The sequence below is a fragment of the Ovoidimarina sediminis genome (assembly GCF_032586175.1).
GTDB classification, from domain to species: Bacteria; Pseudomonadota; Alphaproteobacteria; order Rhodobacterales; family Rhodobacteraceae; genus Ovoidimarina; species Ovoidimarina sediminis.
Genome location: NZ_JAWHTE010000001.1, coordinates 567,921 through 589,604, shown reverse-complemented (window position 1 = coordinate 589,604; position 21,684 = coordinate 567,921). Strand labels below are relative to the sequence as shown.

At 66.0% G+C, this 21,684-nt stretch carries 26 protein-coding genes; 20 read left to right on the top strand and 6 right to left on the bottom strand.

From position 1 onward, the window contains the following. Window positions 1-308: 308 nt before the first annotated feature. Complete coding sequence (locus tag RXV90_RS02915) at window positions 309-503, bottom strand: hypothetical protein (protein ID WP_316646751.1); 195 nt, start codon at window positions 501-503, stop codon at window positions 309-311. A gap of 88 nt (window positions 504-591) precedes the next feature. Here RXV90_RS02915 and RXV90_RS02910 point away from each other — a divergent pair, with 88 nt between their 5' ends. From RXV90_RS02910 to ppk2, 4 genes are all read left to right on the top strand, one after another. Beyond that, window positions 592-1,476 carry a LysR family transcriptional regulator gene (locus tag RXV90_RS02910; RefSeq protein WP_316646750.1) on the top strand — a complete coding sequence of 295 codons (885 nt, stop codon included), beginning with the start codon at window positions 592-594 and terminating at the stop codon, window positions 1,474-1,476. A gap of 268 nt (window positions 1,477-1,744) precedes the next feature. Then, on the top strand, window positions 1,745-2,464 hold the full coding sequence (locus RXV90_RS02905) for a VPLPA-CTERM sorting domain-containing protein (protein WP_316646749.1): 720 nt from the start codon (window positions 1,745-1,747) through the stop codon (window positions 2,462-2,464). Window positions 2,465-2,600: 136 nt separating this feature from the next. Beyond that, window positions 2,601-4,370, top strand: a complete 1,770-nt coding sequence (locus tag RXV90_RS02900) for an adenylate/guanylate cyclase domain-containing protein (protein ID WP_316646748.1) — start codon at window positions 2,601-2,603, stop codon at window positions 4,368-4,370. A gap of 106 nt (window positions 4,371-4,476) precedes the next feature. Next, entirely contained in the window at window positions 4,477-5,373 is an 897-nt protein-coding gene (ppk2, locus tag RXV90_RS02895) for a polyphosphate kinase 2 (RefSeq protein WP_316646747.1), read from the top strand. Window positions 5,374-5,491: 118 nt separating this feature from the next. Here the strand turns inward: ppk2 and RXV90_RS02890 are convergent, their stop codons facing one another. Further along, on the bottom strand, window positions 5,492-5,716 hold the full coding sequence (locus tag RXV90_RS02890) for a VPLPA-CTERM sorting domain-containing protein (protein ID WP_316646746.1): 225 nt from the start codon (window positions 5,714-5,716) through the stop codon (window positions 5,492-5,494). Between the two features lie 3 nt (window positions 5,717-5,719). Next, window positions 5,720-6,244 carry a hypothetical protein gene (locus RXV90_RS02885; RefSeq protein ID WP_316646745.1) on the bottom strand — a complete coding sequence of 175 codons (525 nt, stop codon included), beginning with the start codon at window positions 6,242-6,244 and terminating at the stop codon, window positions 5,720-5,722. A gap of 170 nt (window positions 6,245-6,414) precedes the next feature. Between RXV90_RS02885 and RXV90_RS02880 the strand changes: the two genes are divergently transcribed. Further along, window positions 6,415-7,794: an MATE family efflux transporter gene (locus RXV90_RS02880; RefSeq protein WP_316646744.1), complete on the top strand. Its 1,380-nt coding sequence runs from the start codon at window positions 6,415-6,417 to the stop codon at window positions 7,792-7,794. Between the two features lie 7 nt (window positions 7,795-7,801). On the opposite strand, the gene RXV90_RS02875 is transcribed toward RXV90_RS02880, so the two are convergent. Continuing rightward, window positions 7,802-8,353, bottom strand: a complete 552-nt coding sequence (locus tag RXV90_RS02875; protein WP_316646743.1) for a TetR/AcrR family transcriptional regulator — start codon at window positions 8,351-8,353, stop codon at window positions 7,802-7,804. A gap of 204 nt (window positions 8,354-8,557) precedes the next feature. On the opposite strand from RXV90_RS02875, the gene RXV90_RS02870 reads away from it, so the two are divergent. The 8 genes from RXV90_RS02870 to RXV90_RS02835 all read left to right on the top strand — a co-directional run bounded on the left by RXV90_RS02870 (window position 8,558) and on the right by RXV90_RS02835 (window position 13,459). Next, entirely contained in the window at window positions 8,558-9,316 is a 759-nt protein-coding gene (locus RXV90_RS02870; RefSeq protein WP_316646742.1) for a cysteine hydrolase family protein, read from the top strand. Between the two features lie 101 nt (window positions 9,317-9,417). Next, complete coding sequence (locus tag RXV90_RS02865; protein ID WP_316646741.1) at window positions 9,418-9,882, top strand: nuclear transport factor 2 family protein; 465 nt, start codon at window positions 9,418-9,420, stop codon at window positions 9,880-9,882. A gap of 11 nt (window positions 9,883-9,893) precedes the next feature. Continuing rightward, window positions 9,894-10,517 carry a pyridoxamine 5'-phosphate oxidase family protein gene (locus tag RXV90_RS02860; protein ID WP_316646740.1) on the top strand — a complete coding sequence of 208 codons (624 nt, stop codon included), beginning with the start codon at window positions 9,894-9,896 and terminating at the stop codon, window positions 10,515-10,517. 12 nt (window positions 10,518-10,529) lie between these two features. Next, a complete protein-coding gene (locus tag RXV90_RS02855) occupies window positions 10,530-11,015 on the top strand; it encodes a YHS domain-containing (seleno)protein (RefSeq protein WP_316646739.1) in 486 nt (161 codons plus the stop codon). A 70-nt stretch (window positions 11,016-11,085) separates the two neighbouring features. Beyond that, window positions 11,086-11,283 (top strand): hypothetical protein, encoded by a 198-nt coding sequence (locus tag RXV90_RS02850; RefSeq protein ID WP_316646738.1) that lies wholly within the window; start codon window positions 11,086-11,088, stop codon window positions 11,281-11,283. Between the two features lie 37 nt (window positions 11,284-11,320). Then, window positions 11,321-12,079: an NAD(P)H-dependent oxidoreductase gene (locus RXV90_RS02845; RefSeq protein WP_316646736.1), complete on the top strand. Its 759-nt coding sequence runs from the start codon at window positions 11,321-11,323 to the stop codon at window positions 12,077-12,079. 168 nt (window positions 12,080-12,247) lie between these two features. Continuing rightward, a complete protein-coding gene (locus tag RXV90_RS02840; RefSeq protein WP_316646735.1) occupies window positions 12,248-12,928 on the top strand; it encodes a DUF6928 family protein in 681 nt (226 codons plus the stop codon). A 180-nt stretch (window positions 12,929-13,108) separates the two neighbouring features. Further along, window positions 13,109-13,459 carry a carboxymuconolactone decarboxylase family protein gene (locus tag RXV90_RS02835; protein ID WP_316646734.1) on the top strand — a complete coding sequence of 117 codons (351 nt, stop codon included), beginning with the start codon at window positions 13,109-13,111 and terminating at the stop codon, window positions 13,457-13,459. Between the two features lie 295 nt (window positions 13,460-13,754). On the opposite strand, the gene RXV90_RS02830 is transcribed toward RXV90_RS02835, so the two are convergent. After that, the gene (locus tag RXV90_RS02830; protein WP_316646733.1) at window positions 13,755-14,096 is read right to left on the bottom strand and encodes a hypothetical protein; all 342 of its coding nucleotides are present in this window, start codon (window positions 14,094-14,096) and stop codon (window positions 13,755-13,757) included. Between the two features lie 149 nt (window positions 14,097-14,245). On the opposite strand from RXV90_RS02830, the gene RXV90_RS02825 reads away from it, so the two are divergent. Beyond that, window positions 14,246-15,028, top strand: coding sequence for a hypothetical protein (locus RXV90_RS02825; RefSeq protein WP_316646732.1), 783 nt, complete (start codon window positions 14,246-14,248; stop codon window positions 15,026-15,028). 210 nt (window positions 15,029-15,238) lie between these two features. Here the strand turns inward: RXV90_RS02825 and ptsP are convergent, their stop codons facing one another. Next, window positions 15,239-17,488 carry a phosphoenolpyruvate--protein phosphotransferase gene (gene ptsP, locus RXV90_RS02820; RefSeq protein WP_316646731.1) on the bottom strand — a complete coding sequence of 750 codons (2,250 nt, stop codon included), beginning with the start codon at window positions 17,486-17,488 and terminating at the stop codon, window positions 15,239-15,241. Between the two features lie 139 nt (window positions 17,489-17,627). Here ptsP and RXV90_RS02815 point away from each other — a divergent pair, with 139 nt between their 5' ends. The 6 genes from RXV90_RS02815 (at window position 17,628) to RXV90_RS02790 (ending at window position 21,640) form a co-directional block, all read left to right on the top strand. Next, on the top strand, window positions 17,628-17,918 hold the full coding sequence (locus RXV90_RS02815) for a hypothetical protein (protein ID WP_316646730.1): 291 nt from the start codon (window positions 17,628-17,630) through the stop codon (window positions 17,916-17,918). A 761-nt stretch (window positions 17,919-18,679) separates the two neighbouring features. After that, window positions 18,680-19,405: a proteasome-type protease gene (locus tag RXV90_RS02810; RefSeq protein ID WP_316646729.1), complete on the top strand. Its 726-nt coding sequence runs from the start codon at window positions 18,680-18,682 to the stop codon at window positions 19,403-19,405. Window position 19,406: 1 nt separating this feature from the next. Continuing rightward, window positions 19,407-20,138: an alpha/beta hydrolase family protein gene (locus RXV90_RS02805; RefSeq protein WP_316646728.1), complete on the top strand. Its 732-nt coding sequence runs from the start codon at window positions 19,407-19,409 to the stop codon at window positions 20,136-20,138. Further along, a complete protein-coding gene (locus RXV90_RS02800; protein ID WP_316646727.1) occupies window positions 20,135-20,497 on the top strand; it encodes a VOC family protein in 363 nt (120 codons plus the stop codon). The genes RXV90_RS02805 and RXV90_RS02800 overlap by 4 nt, the downstream gene beginning before the upstream one ends. 5 nt (window positions 20,498-20,502) lie before the next feature. After that, window positions 20,503-21,123, top strand: coding sequence for a VOC family protein (locus RXV90_RS02795; RefSeq protein ID WP_316646726.1), 621 nt, complete (start codon window positions 20,503-20,505; stop codon window positions 21,121-21,123). Window positions 21,124-21,172: 49 nt separating this feature from the next. Then, window positions 21,173-21,640 (top strand): MmcB family DNA repair protein, encoded by a 468-nt coding sequence (locus RXV90_RS02790; RefSeq protein WP_316646725.1) that lies wholly within the window; start codon window positions 21,173-21,175, stop codon window positions 21,638-21,640. Window positions 21,641-21,684 lie beyond the last annotated feature (44 nt).

Here is a 21,684-nt window from a genome sequence, read left to right as displayed (position 1 = left end):
AAACTCGCGAAACTGATCCCGGGAGCGCCCGCCCCGGCCTGAGCGCCAGGTAAAAGCACACGCGACCGCAATCCGCTCGCGCTCTTCAAGCCGACTTCTTCAACACAATCGGCTCACTGCGGTCATTCGCTGTCTTACGTTGTCTGCAACCCGGCGTCGCGGTGGAGACGGGGCGCGGGAGCTTTGCGGGTGCGGCGGTGAGGGGCGGTGCGCGGATCACGCTGCGGGTTCATGCCGGGCGGCGCGGTCAGACCAGGCGTCGGAATTCGCGGCAAGACCGGCCCGAGATCGGCGGGAAACCTCGTATGTCAAAACTCGTCCGGAAAGATCGACATCAGCATCTGAATACCAAATTCGCTGTCGCAGGCCCCCGCTGCAATCATCTCGCCGACAATCCTGCGACGGTCTGCATCGCCGGTGGGCATAGTGTCATCGGCCATTTGCCCGGACGTCCGTGAGCGCCAGGGAAAGACGAGAAAGGCGGGAAGGGACAGGGTGGTCATTGCAGGTCTCCGTCGTGTTGCCGGGAGCAAGGTACTTTCACGGGAGGATCTGCTGGTATCTGTCACGGCGCCGTGCTGATATGCAAAAATGCAGAGCCGGTTCAGAGATTGGGGAGACGTGCGCGTGTTCCTCGCCGTGATGCGGGAGGGCTCGACCCTCGCGGCCTCCCGATATCTGGGGCTCAACCAAACCACCGTGTCGCGTCGCATCGATGTTCTGGAACACGCCCTCGGCGTGACCCTGTTCGAGAGAACCGCGCGCGGGGCGGAGCCGACCGAGCACGCACTGAACCTGCTGGCGTCCGCCGAGGCCCTCGAGACCGCCGCCCATTCCCTTGAAGCGGAGGCTGCGGCCGAAAGAGTTAGTTCGAGCAAGCCGATCCGCGTCACGGCTGTCGGCGACAAGTCGGTTGGCAACATCGGGGCGATCGTCGCTCAATTCGTCGAAGAGAACCCCGGCGTGAGTTTCGAGTTCATTTTCTCGGAAAACCCGCTGGACCTGATGAAAGGAGAAGCCGACGTTGCTTTGCGCATGGCGTCCGAGATCTCGGACGATCGGCTGATTGCCAGGAGGGTCGGCGTCACGCAATGGACCTATTATGCCTCGCGTGCCTATGCCGCCAAAACCACCCTGCCGGCAGAGTTTTCCGACGATATGGAGGCGCACCGTGTCCACCTTCTGCACCATTTCCGAAGCAAACGGCGCAACGTCGTTCGCTGCGCCACAGTCAACGACCTGATGATGGCAGTTGAGACCGGGCAGGGGATCGCGCCTTTCCCGGTGACGGTGGGGGATGCAAACCCCAACCTTGTGCGCTGCTTCAATCCGCCGCCCGGATCGGATTTGCAACTCTGGCTGATCGTATCGCCGACGGCGCACAAGCGACCCGAGGTGCGCCGCTTCACCGCGTTTGCCGCGCCGAGGATCGCAAGCAACCTCAGACATTCGAACGAACAGCATCCGGATCCTTGAGGCCTGCCCCAGGCGGGCGGCTGGCAGAGCGACCGGCTGACATTCGCCTTGCGCGAGGCATGCGTCACCCGGGGCTGAAAGCCGCGTCAGCGGCTGCCACGGATCGGGGGGCCTTGAGACCGGGCCTGGTACGCCGGGCGGGGCCGCTCGCGAGCAAGCTGCGGAGTGTTTCCGGAATGGAACCGGAGTGTTCAGATCAGGGGGCCTGCGCCCGGCGTGGAAGCCGATAACATGCAAACCTCTGTATGTGTAACGAGTCGGGGGCTTTATGCGACTTCCCATCCTTGCGGCCTGTGCCGCCGCGGTGCTGTGCGCCGCAAGCGCAGCGAGTGCTGCGGTCTATGATTTCAAAGCGGCGGCGAATTCCGGTGGCGGTATCGGCGAGAGCGCGTGGACGACGTTCAGCACGTCTTCCTTCGCGGGTTTCACCGGGCCGAACCTGGATGTGACCGCCTCGCTGACGGCGGACGCGTCGGATCAGGACGACGATATCGACCAGTACGTCTATTTCGATGCGGGCAATGCCGGGATCGGGGTGTGCCGCGATGTTCTCGACGGGACCGTTCTGAACTTCGCCTATGGCGGGGGCACGAACCGCTGTGCGCCGTCGGACGATGACGGGCTGACCACGACGGGCGAGGTTCTGACCTTCACCTCGACCGATATGGATGTGCTGATCTCGTCGATCTGGATCAACTCGAACCACGACGGGAAGGATCCCTATGCCACGATCTGGAGCATCGGGGGCGTGATCTACGACGCCGATGACATGATCGCCAATTCCGTGTCTCAGGACGGGGATGTGCGGATCGACATCAACTATTTCCTCGGGATGGGGGAGAGCCTGGAGATCTTCGGAATCTCGGGCCCGAACTCCTACATCTCGGCGATCGAGATCGCGGCGGTGCCCTTGCCGGCGGCGGGGCTTCTGATGCTGGGCGGACTTGGCGGTCTGACCGCGCTGAAACGGAAGCGCCGGGCGGCCTGAACCGCGGCCGATCCTTCGATCGGAGGCCCGGGCGGCGCGCCCGGGCCTTCTTTTCGTTCCGGGCCGATGCCACTTGCGCATGATCTTCGCTTCGGGGCAGGCTTTCCCTGCGCCGACCGAACGACCGAAAAGAGTGATGACCGAACCCGCAGTCCACCGCCGTCTTGCCGCGATAATGTCCACCGACATCGCCGGGTTCTCGCGCAGGATGAATGCGGACGAGGCGGGCACGCTGGCCGCTGTCAACCGGATCCGCAGCGAGATCTTCGCGCCGAAGGTTGCCGCCCATAAGGGCCGGGTGGTGAAGCTGATGGGCGACGGGGCGCTGGTGGAATTTGCCAGCGTCGTCGACGCGGTCAGATGCGCGATCGCGATCCAGCGCGCGATGGCCGCCCGGGAGAAGGACCCGCAGGGCCGGCCGCTTCTGCAGCTCAGGATCGGGATCAACCTGGGCGATATCATCATCGAGGGCCGCGACATTTTCGGGGATGGCGTGAACCTTGCCGCGCGGCTTCAGGAGATCGCCTCGCCGGGCGGGATCAGCCTGAGCGGGAACACCCATGAGCATATCGGCAGCCGCATCGACGCGGCGTTCTATGACGATGGCAAACACGAACTGAAGAATTTTCCGAAGCCGGTGCGGGTGTTCCGCTGGCCCGAAGAGAGCGGCAGTGCGGAGCGGACCGGGCCCGCGACCGCCCCCCTGCGGCGACCCGAGAAGCCCTCGATCGCGGTGCTTCCGTTCGACAACATGTCGGGCGACACGGACCAGGAGTATTTCGCGGACGGCGTGGTGGAGGCGATTACCGCCACGCTGTCGCGCATCCGCTCGTTCTTCGTGATCGCGCGCAATTCCGCTTTCGCCTACAAGGGGCGGCATGTGAACGTGCGCGATATCGGGCGCGAGCTTGGCGTCAAGTACGTGCTGGAGGGATCCGTCCAGCGGGCCGGCAACCGGGTTCGGATCACTGTGCAGCTGATCGAAACCGATGGCGGCGCGCATCTTTGGGCCGACAAGTATGACGGATCGCTCGACGATATCTTCGAGTTGCAGGACAAGATCACCGCGCAGGTGGCCGGCGCCATCCAGCCCTCGATTCAGTTCGCCGAAATCGAGCGCACCCGGCGCAAGCCGCCACATGACCTTGGCGCCTACGATTACACGATGCGGGCGATGCCGGATGTCTGGACGCTGGAAGAGACCTCCGCGACCCGTGCGCTGAAGATGCTCGACAAGGCGCTGGAGATCGACCCTGAATACCCGCTCGCACTTGCGCTTGCCGCATGGTGCTGGGCGCAGCGATCCGTCTACAACTGGGCCGAGCATATCGGTGACGCAAAGGCGGAGGCGCTGTCGAGGGCGGAACGGGCCGCGCAGATGTCGTCCGACGACCCGCTGATCCTGTCGGTGCTTGGCGCGGTGCATACCTTCGCGCGGAATTTCGGCGCGGCGCGGGTGCTTCTGGAGCGCGCGATCCAGCTCGATCCGAATTCCGCCTGGGCGCTGAGCCGGCTTGGCTGGCTGGACAATTATGCCGATCGGCCGGAGGAGGCGAAGCGGCATTTCGAGCACGCCATGCGCCTCAGCCCGCTTGACCCGATGAATTTCAACAACCTCGTGGGCATCGGGGCGGCGCACCAGGTGGCCGGGGACGACGCCAGGGCCGCCGACTTCTACCTTCGGGCGTTGCAGGAGCGCCCGAACGCGCATTGGGTACACCGCAACCTCAGCGCCGCGCTATTGGGTGCGGGTCGGGAGGAGGAGGCGCGGGCCTCGCTGCAGACGCTTATGGATGCGCATCCGAACATGACCGTCGCGCGGTTCAAGGACGCGATGGTGTTTTCCAAGCAGGTGCTGGACCGGATCGGGGATCAGCTGGTGGCGCTGGGCGTTCCGGAGGCGTGATGCCGCGCCGGCCGCCTGTCCCGGGCGGGTTTGATCCCGCTCAAGGCGGCGGGCGGCGGTTTCTGGCAGACTTGCGGGTAGGATCACCTGACGGGAGAACTGCCCCATGCCGGATACGGCCCGACCGAAGACCGCCCTTCCCATGCCCACGCCGGACAAGATCCGGGCGGCGTTCGAATCCGGCGAATACCCCTATGACACGCGGCTGTCGCGCCGGGCCTATGAGGCGCGGAAGGCGAAGCTTCAGGCGGAGCTTCTGAAGGTGCAGCTTTGGGCGCAGGAGACGGGGGAGCGGTTCGTCTTCCTCTTCGAGGGTCGGGATGCCGCCGGGAAAGGCGGCACGATCAAGCGGTTCATGGAGCATCTGAACCCGCGGTCGGCCCGCGTCGTGGCGTTGAACAAGCCCACCTGGGAAGAGAAGGGGCAGTGGTTTTTCCAGCGTTACATCAAGGAGTTGCCGACGGTCGGGGAAATGGTTTTCTATGACCGGTCGTGGTACAACCGGGCCGGTGTGGAGCGGGTGATGGGGTTCTGCGCGCCGAACGAGTACCTCGAGTTCATGCGTCAGGTGCCGGACCTCGAGCGGATGCTCGTGCGGGACGGGATCCGGCTTTACAAGTTCTGGTTCTCGGTGACGGCGGCAGAGCAGCGGCGGCGCTTCGAAAGCCGCGAGAACGACCCCCTGAAGCGGTGGAAGCTGTCGCCGATCGACAAGGCGTCGCTTGGGAAGTGGGACGATTATACCGAGGCGAAGGAGGCGATGTTCTTCTACACCGACACCGCCGACGCGCCCTGGACGATCATCAAGTCGGACGACAAGAAGCGTGCGCGGCTGGAATGCATGGCGCATGTGCTGTCGACGCTGGATTACCCCGGGAAGGACCCGAAGGTGGCGCGCCACCCCGACCCCCTGATCGTGGGCGGGGCGAGCCACGTGGTGCACCGGGCGGACCATATCCTGGGCACCGCCTTGCACCCCGAATTGCGGCATGTGGAGAGCTGAACGGCAAAGGGGCCCATGCCCTTCATGAGCATAGGCCCCTGACCGCCGCTGTCCCAACACACGGGACAAGGAATTCCGGCTGGGGACCCCCGGGCCTCGCCCGGAGACAACCCGGAGTTTAAGAGCGGCGGCGCATTGCCCCGAGCGCGCCGAGCATCAGAAGACCGGCGGCCGGAAGCGGCACCGGTGCGACGGTGGCGAGGAAATCGTTGGTGCCGTAAGTGCGCCCGTCGCTGAGGCACTTACGCTCGTAGTACTCTTCCCCGTATGCAACGGACTGGACCGAAACCGAGTACTCATAGCCGCCCCCGCCGGGCAGCTTGCCGCAATAGCCGGCGTCCATCGTTCAGCCGCGGAACACGCCCGAGCTGTCGTCGCCGTCGAGGCGGAAGCCGTCGAAGGCGAAGAGCGCGACATAGCCCGTGTGGTCGGCCTTGCCGGTGAAGTCGTACTGAACGTAGTCGGTGTAGAACGACCCGTAGCCGCCAGTGGCGGTGAAGCCGCCATTGCCGTCGGAGACGACGCCGGTCAGTTCGTAAAACAGGCTGACCTCATCGCCGATGCCCGGATCGGTGGATCCGGCCACGCCTGCGGTCGATGCGTTCAAGCTGCCCGACAGCGTGGCCGTGCTGCCGCCATCCCAAGTCAGCGTCACGTTGCCGAGTTGCATGGTTCCGAAGAACTCGACGTCTTCGCCGCGATAGCCGTAATCCCAGCAATCGCTGCCCGCCGAGACGTTTTCGCAGCGCAGCACCCCGTCGGGATGATCGTCGAGCACGTAGGATGCCGCGGACGCCCCTGATGCACCCATAATAAGACAGGCGGCCCCGAAACCGGCCGCATACCGCCACAGGCGGCTTGACAGTGTCATGATTTCCCCCTTCTGGCCTACCGGCCAACACGATTAACACCGCTAAATTACCATGAGCGACGCTACGTAAACAGATCAAACAGACCTGCTTTAGCGGCCGTTCAATACTTGTGGATAAGGTTGCGCCTTGCGGGCTTGCCCGGGGCCCGGCGGAGGCGTATGCGCGGGATATGACCACATTGCCGGAGGAAACCGCCGCCCCGGGCGCCCGGGGACATGCGCATGCGCTGATGGTGCTGGGCCTGCCGCTGATCGGCAGCCATCTGGCGCAATATGCCGTGCAGGTGACCGATGCGGTGATGCTGGGGCGCTATGACCTGGGCGACCTCGCGGCGCAGACGGTGGCAGGCGCGATCTATTTCGTTTTCTTCATCGTGGGATCGGGGTTTGCCTGGGCGGTGATGCCGATGGTGGCCGCCGCCGCGGGCACCGACGACGACGTGCAGGTCAGGCGCGTGACGCGGATGGGGATCTGGCTGTCGGTGCTGTTCGGGCTGGCCGCGTTGCCGGTGCTGGTGTTTTCCGAGCCGCTTCTGATCCTGATGGGGCAGGAGCCGCTGGTGGCGGCGCGGGGGGCGCTTTACCTCAAGATCGTGGGCATCGGGCTGATCCCGAACCTTCTGATCATGGTGGTGAAGAGCTATCTCGCCGCGCTGGGGCGGACGCGGATCGTTTTCGTGGTGATCGCGGTGACGGCCGCGCTGAACGTGCTTCTGAACTATGTGCTGATCTTCGGGAACTGGGGCGCGCCCGAGCTGGGAATCGCGGGCGCGGCCATCGCGAGCGTCACGCTGCAGGTCGTGGGGTTCCTGTGGCTGGCGATCTATGCCGCGCGGGTGACGCCCGAATACGAGCTGTTCCGGAACCCCTGGCGCGCGGATTGGGAGGCGTTCGGGCGGGTGTTTCGCCTCGGCTGGCCGATCGGGCTGACGAACCTTGCCGAGGTGGGGCTTTTCGCGGCGTCCTCGGTGATGGTGGGCTGGATCGGGGTGAAGGAACTGGCCGCCCATGGCATCGCGCTTCAGATCGCGAGCGGGACGTTCATGATCCATATCGGCCTGAGCCAGGCGGTGACGGTGCGGGCGGGGCGCGCCTATGGCCGCCGGGATCGCGAGGGCCTGCGGCTGGGCGCCGCGGTGGGGTTCGGCCTGTCGATGGCGGTGGTGGCGGTGACGGTGATCGCGTTTCTGACCGTGCCCGGCCTTCTGATCGCGCCCTTCGTGTCCGCCGACGATCCGGCAAGGCCCGAGATCATGGCGATCGGCGCCGCGCTTCTGGCCGTGGCCGCGCTGTTCCAGGCCGTCGATGCGGGGCAGGTGATGGCGCTGGGGATGCTGAGAGGCGTGCAGGACACGCGCGTGCCGATGGTGATCGCGGGACTGAGCTATTGGGCCGTTGGGGTGCCGGCGAGCTATGCGCTGGGCTTCTGGGCCGGGCTTGGCGCGGTGGGGGTGTGGCTTGGCCTTGTCATGGGCCTGGCGCTGGCGGGCGTGTTCCTGACCTGGCGGTTCTGGGGGCGGGCGTCGTCGCCCGCAGCACTCGGGGCCTGAGCGCCCCCTAACCGAGAAGACGGGCGGCGATGGCCTTCGCCTCCATCGCCGGGGCGGGATCGTGGGACATGGCGGCGATCACGATGGCGCCCTCTTTCAGGATCAGGAGTTCGCGGGCGAGAGCGCGGGGCGCGTCAAAACCCGCTGCGCCGGCGAGGCGGGCGAAGTGATCGACCAGAAGCTCCTTATGCGCGTAGGACTGGCGGTTGATGGCGTCGCTCGGGTTCTGGAATTCAGCACTCGCCTTGATGAACATGCAGCCCTGGAAGCCGTCGGCCTCGAACCATTCTTCGAGCGCGTCGAACATGGCGAGAAGCTGACCGGCGGGCGTATCCGCCAGATCCTCCATCCGGCGGAAGAGCCAGTTGCGGAAATCCTCGTCCCGGAGGCGAAGGACCGCGAGGATCAGTTCGTCCTTGGTGCGGAAGTGTTTGTAGATCGAGGTTTTGGAGACGCCGGATTCCTTTGCGACGAGATCCATCCCCGTCGCGTTGAAGCCGTTCCGGTAGAAGATCTTGAGCGCGTTTCGAATCAGCTCATCGCGTTTGTTGCGGCTCATCGGGCACCTTACGTTGACTGATCTGTAAATATTCCTGCTGCCAGCCGGGTTCAAGAAACCCTTCCGCAATCTCTTGTTTTCAAGGCGTTCCGTGGTGTTTCGGCATCGCGCCGGGTGGGGTTCGCAAAAATTTCTCTTGCAAACATGTACCGATCGGTTAACCCAATAGGTGCACCGATCAGTCAACCTTGGAAAGGACAGACCATGACCCCCGCCACCTTCTCGCTTACCGGCCTTGCCGCGACGCTTCTGATTTCGACCGCGCTGGCCGATCCGGCCGCGGCGCAGGGCGGGTTGCCCGACCCCGGTTTCGAGATCACCGAAGGGAATACCGCGCTTCTCGTCACCGATCCGCAGAACGACTTCCTGCACCCCGACGGCGTGGCCTGGGGCGTGGTGGGCGCCAATGCCGAGGAGAACGGCACGGTCGAGAATATCGGGCGGCTGTTCGCGGCGGCGAAGGAGACGGGGATGCCCGTGTTCGTTTCCCCGCATTACTATTTCCCCCACGATCACCGCTGGCACATGGAAGGCGCGCTTGAGACGCTGATGCACCAGATCGGCATGTTCGACCGGGCGGGCCCGCTTGATACCCACGGGTTCGAAGGATCGGGGGCCGACTGGCTGGAGCAGTACAAGCCCTTCATCGACGATGGCGACACCGTGGTGTCGAACCCCCACAAGGTGTTCGGGCCCGAGACAAACGACCTTGTCCTGCAGATGCGCAAGCGCGGGATCGACAAGGTGATCATCGCGGGCATGTCGGCCAACCTTTGTACCGAAAGCCATATGCGTGAGCTGCAGGAGCAGGGGTTCGAGGTGATGGTCGTCTCTGACGCCACCGCCGCCGCGCAACTGCCGGGCCTCGACGGCTATGCCGCCGCGATCACCAACTTTCGCATGATCGCAAGCCATGTCGCCGATACCGACGCGACCGTGGCGGCGATGCGGGACGCGCGCTGACCTCCCCAAGACGCGCGTTCCCCGAAGCCCCGGCCGGCCAGTCACCCCTCTCTCCCTGTCGCGCCGGCCGGGGCCCCCTTCTTCGAACAAGGACCGATCCCATGACACGCCCCCCCGTTCCGCCCTTCACCGAAGAGACCGCGCGCCGGAAGGTGCGCGCCGCGGAGGATGCCTGGAACAGCCGCGACCCCGACCGCGTGACGCCCGCCTATACCGAGGACAGCCGGTGGCGGAACCGCGCGGAGATCTTCGAGGGCCACCCCGAGATCCACGCGTTCCTGACGCGGAAATGGGTGCGGGAGCTGGACTACCGGCTGATCAAGGGCCTCTGGACCTTCGGCGGCAACCGGATCGCCGTGCGCTTTGCCTATGAGTGGCGGGATGCGGACGGCCAGTGGTTTCGCGCCTATGGCAACGAGAACTGGCAGTTCGCACAGGACGGGCGGATGTGCCGGCGGATCGCCTCGATCAACGACCGGGCGATCGGGGCGGAGGACCGGCTGTTCCACTGGCCACCCGGCCCCCGGCCCGCAGATCACCCCGGCCTTGACGACCTTGGCCTTTGAGGAGCGGTTCCATGGCACTTGCCTTTGCAGAGATTTCCTTCACCCCCGCCGTGCGCCGGCGGCAGGAGCGGCACGGCTCTGGCAGCTATGCGCGGTTTCTGTCCGACGACCGGCAGGGCGGGGCGCGTCTGGGGGAGGCCGAGCGGGCCTTCATCGAGGCGCGAGACGGGTTCTACCAGGCGACGGTTTCCGAGACCGGCTGGCCCTATGTGCAGTTCCGGGGCGGGCCGCCGGGGTTTCTGCGCGCGATCGATGACCGGACGATCGCCTATGCCGATCTGCGCGGGAACCGGCAGTACATTTCCGTGGGCAACCTGGACGGGAATGACAGGATCGCGCTGATCCTGATGGATTACGCCCACGCGCGGCGGCTGAAGATCTGGGGCCGGGCCGAGACCTTCGAGGCCGGGGGGATCGGGGCCGGGAGCCCCGATCCCCCCGCCGAACGGGCGGTGATCATCCATGTCGAGGCGTTCGACTGGAACTGCCCCCGCCATATTCCGCGCCGCCTGACCGAGGCGGAGACGCAGACAGAGATCGCGGCGCTTCGCCGTGAAAACGCGGCCCTGAAGGCCGAAACGCTTGCCCTGAGCCGTGCGGCCAAGGGCAGCCCCACCCAAACCTCCACTTCCTGAAAGGAACCTCCCATGACCTCCAAACTGCTTATGACCGCCCTTGCCGCCACGACGACGCTGGCGCTGTCGACCATGGCCTTCGCGGCGGACGAATATAACGTCTCGAACGGCCTGACGCTGACCGGCAACCCCCTGGGCCTGCACGGGGTGGACCCCGTTTCGATGTTCGTGAGCGAGGCGCCGGGCCTTGGTGACGCGGTGCACACCGCGGCCCATGACGGCGTCGATTACTACTTCTCCACCGCCGCGGCGAAGGAGGCGTTCGAGGCCGACCCGGCCGCCTACCTGCCGCAGTTCGGAGGCTTCTGCGCCTTCGGTGTGTTCAAGGGCAAGAAGCTCGACGGCGACGTGCGCTATGCCGATATCGTTGACGGCAAGCTCTATCTCTTCGTGAACGCGGCGATTTTCGAGAAATACCTTGAGAACCCCGAAGAGGTGATCGCCGGGGCCTACGACCTGTGGCCGGGCATCCGCGCGACGCCGGTGGGCGACCTCTGACCCTTCCCATCTTCGAGTGCCGCGCCCGGGCTTCGGGCGCGGCGCACCGACCCATTGAAGGACAAGACCGATGCTGACAGATCTTGCTTCCGCTGCCCTTGCCGCTGTCGTGGCCGGGGTGCTTTTGCTGCCAATCACGATGCCCGGGGGGGCCTGGGCGGCGGGCCGCCCGATCGCCGCCGCGATCCCGGACACGGGGACCGTCGCGTCCGGGATCGGGGCAAGGCCCCACTTCGCGCGATTGCCGGGCCCCGCGGGCGGGGTGTAAGCCTGAGGCCCGAAGACCCTTGTGCAGGAGCGGGCCATTGACGACGACGCTGATCGTGCTGGCGCATCCGGAGCCGCGTTCGTTCAACGCGGCCTGGGCGGAGGCGACGCGGGCGGCCTGTGCGGCCGCGGGCGACCGGGTTTTGCGGTCGGATCTTGTGCAGATGGGGTTCGATCCGGTGGAGGCGGCGCGGCACTATCGCGATACCGGCGATGCCTTCGACCCCCTGAAGGCGCAGGAGACGGCGGCGGCGGCCGGCACCATCCCGGCGGATGTGGCTGCCGAGCTTGAGAAGCTTCGCGCCGCGGACCGGGTGATCTTTCACTTCCCCGTCTGGTGGTTCGGGCCGCCCGCGATCCTGAAAGGCTGGTTCGACCGGGTTCTGATGCACGGGGCCACCCATAGCGTGGACGAGCGCTTCGACACCGGGCGGTTCCGGGGGCGGCGGGCGCTGTTCTGCGTGACGACCGGATCGCGGGCGACCGAAAGCGGCTTTGACGGGCGGGAGGGGGATATCTCGATGCTGCTCTGGCCCTTGGCCTATGCGCTGCGCTACCTCGGGTTCACGGTGCTGGAGCCCGAACTGGTGCACGGGGTGCACGGCTATCACCGGGAGGCGCGGAAGGCCGAGCTGGAGGCGCGGCTTCGTACGGTTCTGGATGGGCAGGCCCGGGTGATCGCGGGGCTTCCGGCGCGGGCCGCGATCCCGTTCAACGCTGACAGCGATTTCGACGGGGCGGGGCGGCTTTTGCCGGACCGGCCGAGTTATTCGGGGTTCATCCGGCATGAGGGGTGAGGGGCCCCAATTCCGGGATGCGGCTTTCCGGCGACGCGGCACAGCAGATCCCGGGCTCGCGAGAGTTCTGGCGCGACGGGAACATCCGCGCCGGGTAGACTTCTTGCAGGATCCGTCCCCCGGATCGCCCTGACTGTGCCGCAGGACATACGCGAAGGAGATCTCTGAGTGGGTGCGAAGGCGTGGTTTGCCGTTTACTACAACACTGACCCCAGACAGACCCTGGGCAATGCGCCCGTGCTGGACCGCGAGGCTTCCGCCGCGCTGGCGAAACGGATCATGCCGGATGGTGCGCTGAAAGAGATGGAGGACGGCGATCTGAGCTTTCTGAACCCCGACCACGGAGAAGTTTTTGTCGGGGTCTATGGCGACCTTGTGATCATCGCGCATCCGGGCCTTGCCGCGGATCGCCTGTCGGAGATCGACGGCCAGTGGCACAGCCTTGGCCTTGGGGCGAAGACCTATGTTCATGCGACCCATTCCGTATCCGACTGGTGCGCTTTCGCGCTTTGGGACCAGGGGAAGCTGGTTCGCGCGCTGAGCGTTTCGCCAGATGGGGGCATCCACGAGGAGATCGGCGAGAGATTGCCTTTCGAGCGTCCCTATTGGGACGGCGAGCATCCGGTTGAGCAGGACGTCGACGATGATGTCGAAGACGAGTTCGACGATGATGTCGAGGAGGAGGCCTATCCGTTCCCCTTCCACCCGCTCGAACTTTCGGAGGCCGCGCTGCTTGAGGTGCTGGGATACCAGTTCGAGGGCAGGCCCGACGACTGGGTGTGCGACCCGATGCAGATCCCGATCATGAGATTCGGGGTTCAGAAGGAAGCCTGGTGGAAGTTCTGGTAACCGGGGCCGCGCCGTTGCGGCGCGACCTCTCCCGCCCGGATTTCCCCTCAGGACGGCCCGGCGGGGGCGGGGCCGTGGCATGATGGCTGCCGCTCTGGCCCGTCGGCCCGGTTGCGGCAGATCAAGGCGCGGGGCCGGGAGGGGCCTAGGGTTCACCGCAAGGAACCAAGGAGAGACGCGGTGGGCACGACATCATATCCCGAACTGACAGGCGCCATTTCGAAGCAGATCGCGGCTTTGAGAAAGGATATTCCCGAGACCATGAAGGGGTTTTCGGGGATGGCGCAGGGGGCCTGCGGCACGGGCCGGCTTGACGAAAAGACGAAGGAGCTGATCGCGATGGGGATCGCGATCGCGCTGCGCTGCGACGGGTGCATCGGGTTTCACACCAAGGCGCTTCTGAAGCTTGGCACGCCCCGGGCGGAGTTCGAGGAGATGCTGGCCGTGGCGATCTACATGGGTGGGGGGCCGTCGCTGATGTATGCCGCGCAGGCGCTTGATGCGTGGGAGCAGTTCGGGGGCGAGGCCTGAGGAAAAGGGAGCCTGCGGCCCCGGGGTTTCTCAACCAGGGCGTCATGGGCGTATCCTTCGCCCATCCGCATCCGCGCCGGGGAAGGGCGCATATGCGGATGTGACCTGTGGGCGATGGGTTCGTTTGGGAGCTTTCACAGTGTTTGATCTGAAGACGTTGATCGTGCTCTGCGTCGTGGTGGCCCTCTTCGTGATCTGGGGCGGCTACTGAGAGCGCGGGGACAGGCCCGAGATGCCGGTAGGACGACCGGGGTGTTGCGGATCTGAGGGGGGCGGGGAGAGCCCCGGCAAGGTTTCAGAGAAGCAGGGCGCCGAGGCCGAACTGCCCGCCGATCACGCCGATGGCGACACCGGCAGGCAGGCTGAGGAGGCGCGGGAGGGGTTTGCGGCGCCACCCCTCGGGAGGGTCCGCCGGTTTGACGCCGCCGAAAAAGAGGCGGTCGACGGCTGCGTCGAAGGCGAGGGAGGCCAGGAACACGCCGCCGAAGAGGAGGAGCGTGACGATGCCGGTGACCCAGAAGGCGGAGCTTTTCAGCTGGAACAGGTAGTGGAGCGCGAGGCCGAGAAAGAGGCCGACCGCCGCGAGGGCGGCGGCGTTGACCCAATCCCCGAAGGTCATGCTGCGGCGGGTGGTCATGGGGGTGGTTTCCTTGGCGTCGGTATTTGGGGGGAAGGTAGCGTTGGTGGGGGGTGGATCAACGGGGCTAGGGGGATGGCGCTTGCGTGTGGGGGGTGTCACTTGTTCCAACGCCATTAGAGGTCTGGTGCCATATTGTCTCACAACCTGTGTCGGAGAGCCTCGCAATCATTGATGAAGCAACAACTGTTCTCGAATGGAAATACGAACCGACGGATCTCTTTGAAGAGATTATTGATCTCGAGCTACTGTCCGGAAGAGTGCATATCGAACAAGGAGTTGCTCGCGGAAATTTCCCGACGTTTGAGTATGAACGTGGCGCCGAGTTCCGAGATGAGGCTCATCGAGAGTTGGAGCCTCACTTCTTCGGTCAAGCCATTGTTTCAGGTAAGCAGTACGTTCTGAACTCAGCGCAACTAACCCGTGAATACGACGACGGGCGTTCCGACCAATACATCATCGCTGAAACAGGCCACTTCAAACTGACAACGTTCCCAGCAAACGTAGACTTCATAATTCGTGACAAGGACGGCAATGTCACTTCCGACACCCGAGCGGATCGCATCGCAGAACAGACGGAATTTCGAATCAAGGTCGCCGACGCTCTACCAAGGTTCCCTGAGATCAGGGCGATGGCTGCAAGCTTGAACGAGTCCTTCAAAGACGAGTCGAACTGCTTCGTCCATCTCTACGAAGTTCGGGATCGTATTCAGACCGTTTTCGGCGGGGCTAAGAAAGCGATAAGTGCGCTCAACGTGATGGATGACTGGAATACAATCGGCCATCTATCCAACAATCCGGATAATGCTCTGGGCCGGCACCGTGGCAGGGGCACAGACCATAAGAAGCCTGATCAGGATGATTTGCGGGAGGGCCGCGATGCGACCCGGCGGTTGATTGTCGCGTACGTCGATCATGTCAGCCGACGTTAGCATCGCCCAAGTGAGGAAGCACTTCCGCTCCGGCCTCGAAGCGGTTTTCATCTGCGCATCCGCGGTGAGCGTGATTGCTCAGGCCCGGCATAGGGGGATGGCGAAGAGACGGGCGGGGCCCTCGGGACGCCTGCGCGACGGGGCCAAGGCCCCTTCAGTCCGGGCAAGAAGTGCTCGACGCCGCTAACGCGCGACGCCCCCCTTACGGCCTCACGGCACCGTTCTGAGCCAGTCCATCACCGCGCCGCGCACGGATTGGGCGCCGGAGCCGCGGGCGTCGTCGATCACCGCCTTGGCGTCGTCGAGGTTGACGCGGCGGATCAGGGATTTGACGGGGCCGATCGAGGCGGGGCGCATCGACAGCGAGCGAAGGCCCATGGCGGCGAAGCAGACCGCTTCCACCGGGCGGCCCGCATCCTCGCCGCAATAGCTGACCCGCGTGCCGGTGTCGCGGCAGCGGTTGATGATGTGTTCGAGGAAGGTGAGGAAGGAGACGTTCAGCACGTCGTAGCGGCGGCGCACACGCTCGTTCTCGCGGTCGGCGGCGAAGAAGAACTGCTTCAGGTCGTTCCCGCCGATCGAGATGAAATCGCACATCTCGAAGAACTGGCGCGGCGCGAAGGCGAGGGAGGGGGTTTCGAGCATGGCGCCGATCTCGACCTTGGACGGCAGGACGTGGCCCAGCTTTTCCTCGCGTTCGAGTTCCTTCAGCACATGATCGCGGGCGGCGGTGTATTCGTCGAACTGCGCGACGAAGGGGAACATCACCGTCAGCGGCCGGCCGTTCGCGGCGCGGATCAGGGCCTGGATCTGCATGCGCATGACGCCGGGCTTGTCGAGGCCCACCCGGATCGCGCGCCAGCCAAGCGCCGGGTTCGGCTCATCCTCGCGCTTCATGTAAGGAAGCACCTTGTCGGAGCCGATATCGAGGGTGCGGAAGACCACGCGCTTGCCCTGGGCGGCATCCATCACGCGGGCGTAGACATTGGCAAGCTCGCCCCGGCGGGGCACGCTGGAGCGGACGAGGAACTGAAGCTCTGTCCGGAAGAGGCCCACGCCCTCGGCGCCCGAGGGAGCGAGCGAGGGCAGATCGGCGATCAGCCCCGCGTTCATCGTCAGTTCGATCACCGCGCCGCATTTCGCCTGCGCGGGCTGATCGCGGAGGCTCGCGTAGCGTTTCTGGGCGTCGGCCTGCATCGCGATCTTGTCGCGGAAGGCGGAGGACACGTTGTCGTCGGGCCGGAGGTGGACGAGCCCCTGTTCGCCGTCGACCATCACGTGATCACCGTTCAGCGCCTCGGTCGTGATGCCGTCGGCGTGGATGATGAGCGGGATGGCCCAGGCGCGGGCGACGATGGCCGCGTGGCTTCCGACCGAGCCCTGTTCGAGGATGATGCCCTTGAGCTTCGAGCGCCCGTAATCGAGAAGCTCTGCCGGCCCGATATTGCGGGCGACGAGGACGGGGTTTTCCGGCATCTCGGCCCCGGTATCCTTGCCCTGGCCGGTGAGGATGCGCAGGAGCCGGTTCGAGAGATCATCGAGATCGGAGAGGCGTTCGCGCAGGTAGGCATCGGGCACTTCCTCCATCCGGGCGCGGGCCGTCGACTGTTCCTTCTCGACGGCGGCCTCGGCGGAAAGCCCGCGGGCGATATCCTCCTCCATCCGCCGGATCCAGGAGCGGGAGCGGGTGAACATGCGGTAGGCTTCGAGCACCTCGCGCTGATCCTTGTCGGCGGTGACATCGGTGGCCGACAGCATGTCGTCGACCGAGATGCGGAGCGTTTCGATCGCGTCGTTCAGGCGCTTGCGTTCGGTTTCGGGATCTTCGCCGATCGGGTTGGTGACGACGACGCGGGGTTCGTGCAGCCAGATGTGCCCTTCGGCCACGCCTTCCTGGCCGACGCCGCCCCGGATCAGCACCGGCTGGGTGTGGCGCAGCGCCATGGCGGCGTTGTCGGAGGTGAAGGCGCCAAGTTCCGTCATCTCGGCGAGCACCATGGCCACGACTTCGAGCGCATAGACCTCGTCATCGGAGAAGGTGCGCGCCTCGCGCGACTGGACGACGAGGACGCCGAGCTTTTCGCCAAGCCGCTGGACGGGGACGCCGAGGAAGCTGGAAAACACCTCTTCGCCGGTTTCGGGCATGTAGCGGAAGCCCTTGGCCGCCGGCGCGTTCGCGGTGTTCACGACGCGGCCCTTCCTGGCGACACGGCCCACGAGGCCCTCGCCAAGGCGCATGCGGGTAATGTGCACCGCTTCCTTGTTGAGGCCCTCGGTCGCGCAAAGCTCCAGCGTGTCGGCATCGCGGAAGAGATAGATCGAACAGACCTCGGCCTGCATCGACGAGGCGATCAGCGTCACGATCGCGTCGAGCCGGGCCTGGCCCGCGCTCTGCTCTGCCATGACGTCGCGCAAGCGCTTGAGAAGCTTGCGTGATTCGCTGTCGGTCCCGTTCGTCATTGGGGCCTGATCCTCCGGGTGCCGGCCTCTGCCCCTCCGTTAGATCACAACGGCGCGGGGGAGGGAAACGGGAAAGCTTTGGACGCTGTTAACCCTGGGTGGGGTAAGGCGGGGGCGTTGGGATAACTGGAGGCTGAACATGGAACTGACGGGAGCACGCGCGCTGCGCATGGAGTTGATCGGCGCGGCGGGCATGGGCCGCGAGGGCGCGCCCGGGCAGGCGGCGAAGATGGCGGTGAAGATGGCCCTCGGGAACGGCGCGGTGCTGCCCCCCAATGCGCAAGGCATGGCGGCCTCGGCGATCGCGAAGGGGGCGGATCCCGAAAGCGTGTTCGCGGCGATGGTGCCGCCGGCGCCTGAGCCGGAGCCTCAGCCCGTGGAAGGCGATGGCGGGACGGTGACGGAAGGCGCGGAGAGCGCGGAGGCCTGATCCGGCCCGGCGCACAGAGCAGAACCCGGGCCGATTTGCGGGCGTGTGCTTCTGGCCCGCGGTGCCGATGCCTGGCGTGGTTGGCTTGGCATGCGGTCATCTCCGCCGGCCGTGTGGTTCGATCGGCGTCTTGCGGGCCGGCGGCGGCGGCGATTGTGGTTCGCATGGGCTGGCGTGTTGTCGGCCCGCTTTGCGTGCGGTGGCGGTTCCGGCAGCGGGGCCGGTGCTGTTTGCGGGTGGTGTGGGATTGGATGAGCCTGGTCTGTATCGCGTGCGGTGCCGGTTTCGACAGCGGGCGTCTGCTTCTGGCCCCCCGCTGGCGTTGTCTCGTCTGGTTCGGGTGGGATCGAGTGATTTCTGCCGGCCGTGTGGCTGGATCAGCGTCTTGCGCCCCGGCGGCGGCGATTGTGGTTCGCATGGGCTGACGTGTTGTCGGCCCGCGTTGCGTGCGGCGCCGGTTCCGGCAGCGGGGGAGGGCCGTTTGCCGTTGGTGTGGGATCGGGTGCCTTCGCCCTGCATTTCGCGCGGCGCCTGTTCTGAAACCGGGGGGGCGGGTGGCAATTGCATGACGGCCGGGGCGGGATCGGGCGGGCTGGACGTCGGGCGGGGTTCGGGCGGGCCGGACGTCGGGCGGGGTTCGGACGGTGTCCGGTGGTCAAGACTGCACGGGACGCCGATTTGCGCGGCGGTTCTGCTTCCAGAGCCCCGGAACATCGTCTAGGGTCCGCCCGCAGAACCAAGGACGGGGCAGTGCGGGTGAGATGACTTATTGCGTGGGCTTGCTCTTGAAGGCCGGTGTTGTCCTGTTGTCGGACACGCGCACCAATGCGGGGCTCGACAATATCGCGACCTACCGGAAGACATTCGTCTTCGAGGAGCCCGGAGAGCGGGTGATCGCGATCATGACCGCCGGCAGCCTGTCGGTGACGCAGACGACGGTGGCGCGACTCGAAGAGGCGGTGAGCGACCTGGAGCCCAATCCGGAACGGTCGGTTCTGATGGCACCCAGCATGCTGCAGGTGGCGCAGATCGTGGGGCGGACACTGTCGGAGGTATCCGCCGAGATCCGCGAGCGGATGGACCGTTCGGCCCAGAGCGCGAGCGCAAGCATGATCGTCGCCGGCCAGCGGAAGGGCGGGGGAATGCGGATGTTCCTCGTCTATCCCGAGGGCAATTTCATCGAAGCGACGGCGGACACCCCCTTCCTGCAGATCGGCGAGCATAAATACGGCAAGCCGATTCTCGACCGGGTGGTGACGCCGGAGACCTCGCTTTCGGATGCGAAGAAGGCGGTGCTTCTGTCGATGGATTCGACCCTTAGGTCGAACCTGTCGGTGGGGATGCCGCTGGATCTGACGGTGATCGCGGCCGATGCGCTGCGGGTGACCGAGCAGCGGCGGATCGAGGCCGACGACCCGGGGTTCCAGGAAATGAGCCGGGCCTGGAGCCGGGCGCTGCGCGACGGCTTCGCCGAAATCAAGGTGTAGGATGGGCCTCAGCCTCGAGATGCTTGACCCGCACGGGGCCGTCTATGGCCCCGAGGCGGGTGGGGATCAGGCGGGTGTGGTGATCCTTCACGGGTCGGAAGGCCCGTTTGCGGGCTGGGCGCACCGGTTTGCCGCGATCCTTGCCGCGCAGGGCGTTCTGGCGCTGCCCTGGGCCTATGGCGAGGGCGATTACTGGGGCGCGGGGCCGATCCGGGAGGTGGAGATCAAGGGCGCGCTGGACGCCGTGGAGGCGCTTGGCGCGCATCCCAGGTGCCGGGGCGCGGGGCTCTTCGGCTGGTCGAAGGGGGGCGAGCTTGCGCTTCTGATCGCCTCGCTGGTGGAGGACCCTGCGACGCTTCCCTTCGTCGCTGCCCATGCCGCGTCGGATGTGGTGCGCGGCGCGTTCGATCCGGAGCGGATGCGGGCGGAGGGCTTTGGCGGCGGGCGCGATGCGGGCGAGGCGCGGGCCTGGATCTGGCCCGGCCACGAGGACCGGCTGGCGCCCGGGTGCCCGATCGAGATCGCGCGGTACAGGGGCCCGGTGTTCCTGAGCACCGGCGATGCCGACGAGATCGCCGACCCGGCGATGACGCTTCACATGGCGGCGGACCTGGAGCGCGCGGGGCGGCCCGCCGATCTCTTCGTTGCCCCCGGGCAGGGACATGCCTACGATTTCGGGACCGAGCCCGAGCTGTGGGCCCGGCTGCTGAAATTCGTCGGGAGGGCCGTATGACGGGACGTGTGATGGGGGCGGGCGGCGTTTTCTTCCGCGCGAAGGACCCCGCGGCGCTGGCCGAATGGTACAGGACGCATTTCGCGATCGATGCGAACGGCCCCTGGCCGCAGGAGGCGGGCTTCGCCGTTCTGGGCCTTTTCGCCCAGGACAGCGATTACTGGCCCGCGGACCGGGCCTTCATGGTGAATTTCCGGGTCGACGACCTGGACGAGATGCGCGCGGGCCTGGAGGCCGCCGGGGTGGCGGTGGAGACCAATCCCGCCTGGGACATGCCCGAGATCGGCCGGTTTGCGCGGGTTTATGACCCGGAGGGCAACCCGATCGAATTGTGGGAGCCGGCGCGGGAGGCACGGTAGGCGGCATGACGCTTGAATTCGATCACCTCGCGGTCTGTGGCGAGACACTGGAGGCGGCGACGGCCCATGTGGAAGAGGTTCTGGGCCTGACGCTGGAACCCGGCGGCGTGCATGTGGAGATGGGCACGCATAACCGCCTGTTGTCGCTGGGCCCGGGGATGTACCTGGAAGCGATTGCCGTGAACCCCGAGGCCGCTCATCCCGGGCGGCCGCGCTGGTTCGACCTCGACCGGTTTGCCGGCACGCCCCGGCTGACGAACTGGATCGCGCGGACGGAAGACCTCGAGGCCGCGTTGCGAAGCGCGCCTGCGGGGATGGGCGTGGGCGTGCCGCTGCAGCGCGGGAAGTTCAGCTGGACGATGGCCGTGCCCGGCTCCGGTTGCCTGCCGTTCGGCGGGGCCGCGCCCGCGCTCATTCAGTGGGACGGGGCGCTGCACCCGGCGGATCTTTTGCCCGACCGGGGGTGCCGGCTGAGGCGGCTCAGGATCGCGCATCCCGAGGCGGCGGGGCTGCGCGCGGCGTTTCCCGCGCTTGAAAGCCTCTGGCCCGTGGTGCTGGAGGCGGGGCCCGAGATCGCGCTCGAGGCCGAGATCGAGACGGCAGAGGGCGTGAAGGTGCTGCGCTAGCGCGCGCCCCTTGCTTTTTGTTCACCTATTGTTCACAAATCATGGGATCATGCCCGATGATCAGCTTTCCCCCGCCCCGCGCCCCGGCCAGCTTCTGGCGCGGGGTGTTTGCCGGCACCTCGCGGCGCTTGATTTCGTCAGCGTCGAGGAGCTGACGCCCGCGCGGGGGCTGCGGGTGGACGTGATGGGCCTGGGGCCGAAGGGCGAGATCTGGGTGATCGAATGCAAGTCGAGCCGGGCGGATTTTACCTCGGACGGGAAATGGCAGGGCTATCTGGAGTGGTGCGACCGGTTTTTCTGGGCGGTGGACGAGGCGTTTCCGACCGAGCTTTTGCCGATGGAGACGGGACTTATCATCGCGGATGCCTATGATGCCGAGATCGTGCGGATGGCGGAAGAGGCGAAGCTCGCGCCCGCGCGGCGGAAGGTGATGATCCAGAAATTCGCGCGCCATGCGGCACTGAGGGCGCATGCCGCGCGGGATCCGGAGTTCGGGCTCGAGGCGTGGGGGTGGTGAGCGCGGGCGCATGAGAGACAAGCCACGCCATCGCCAGACGGGGG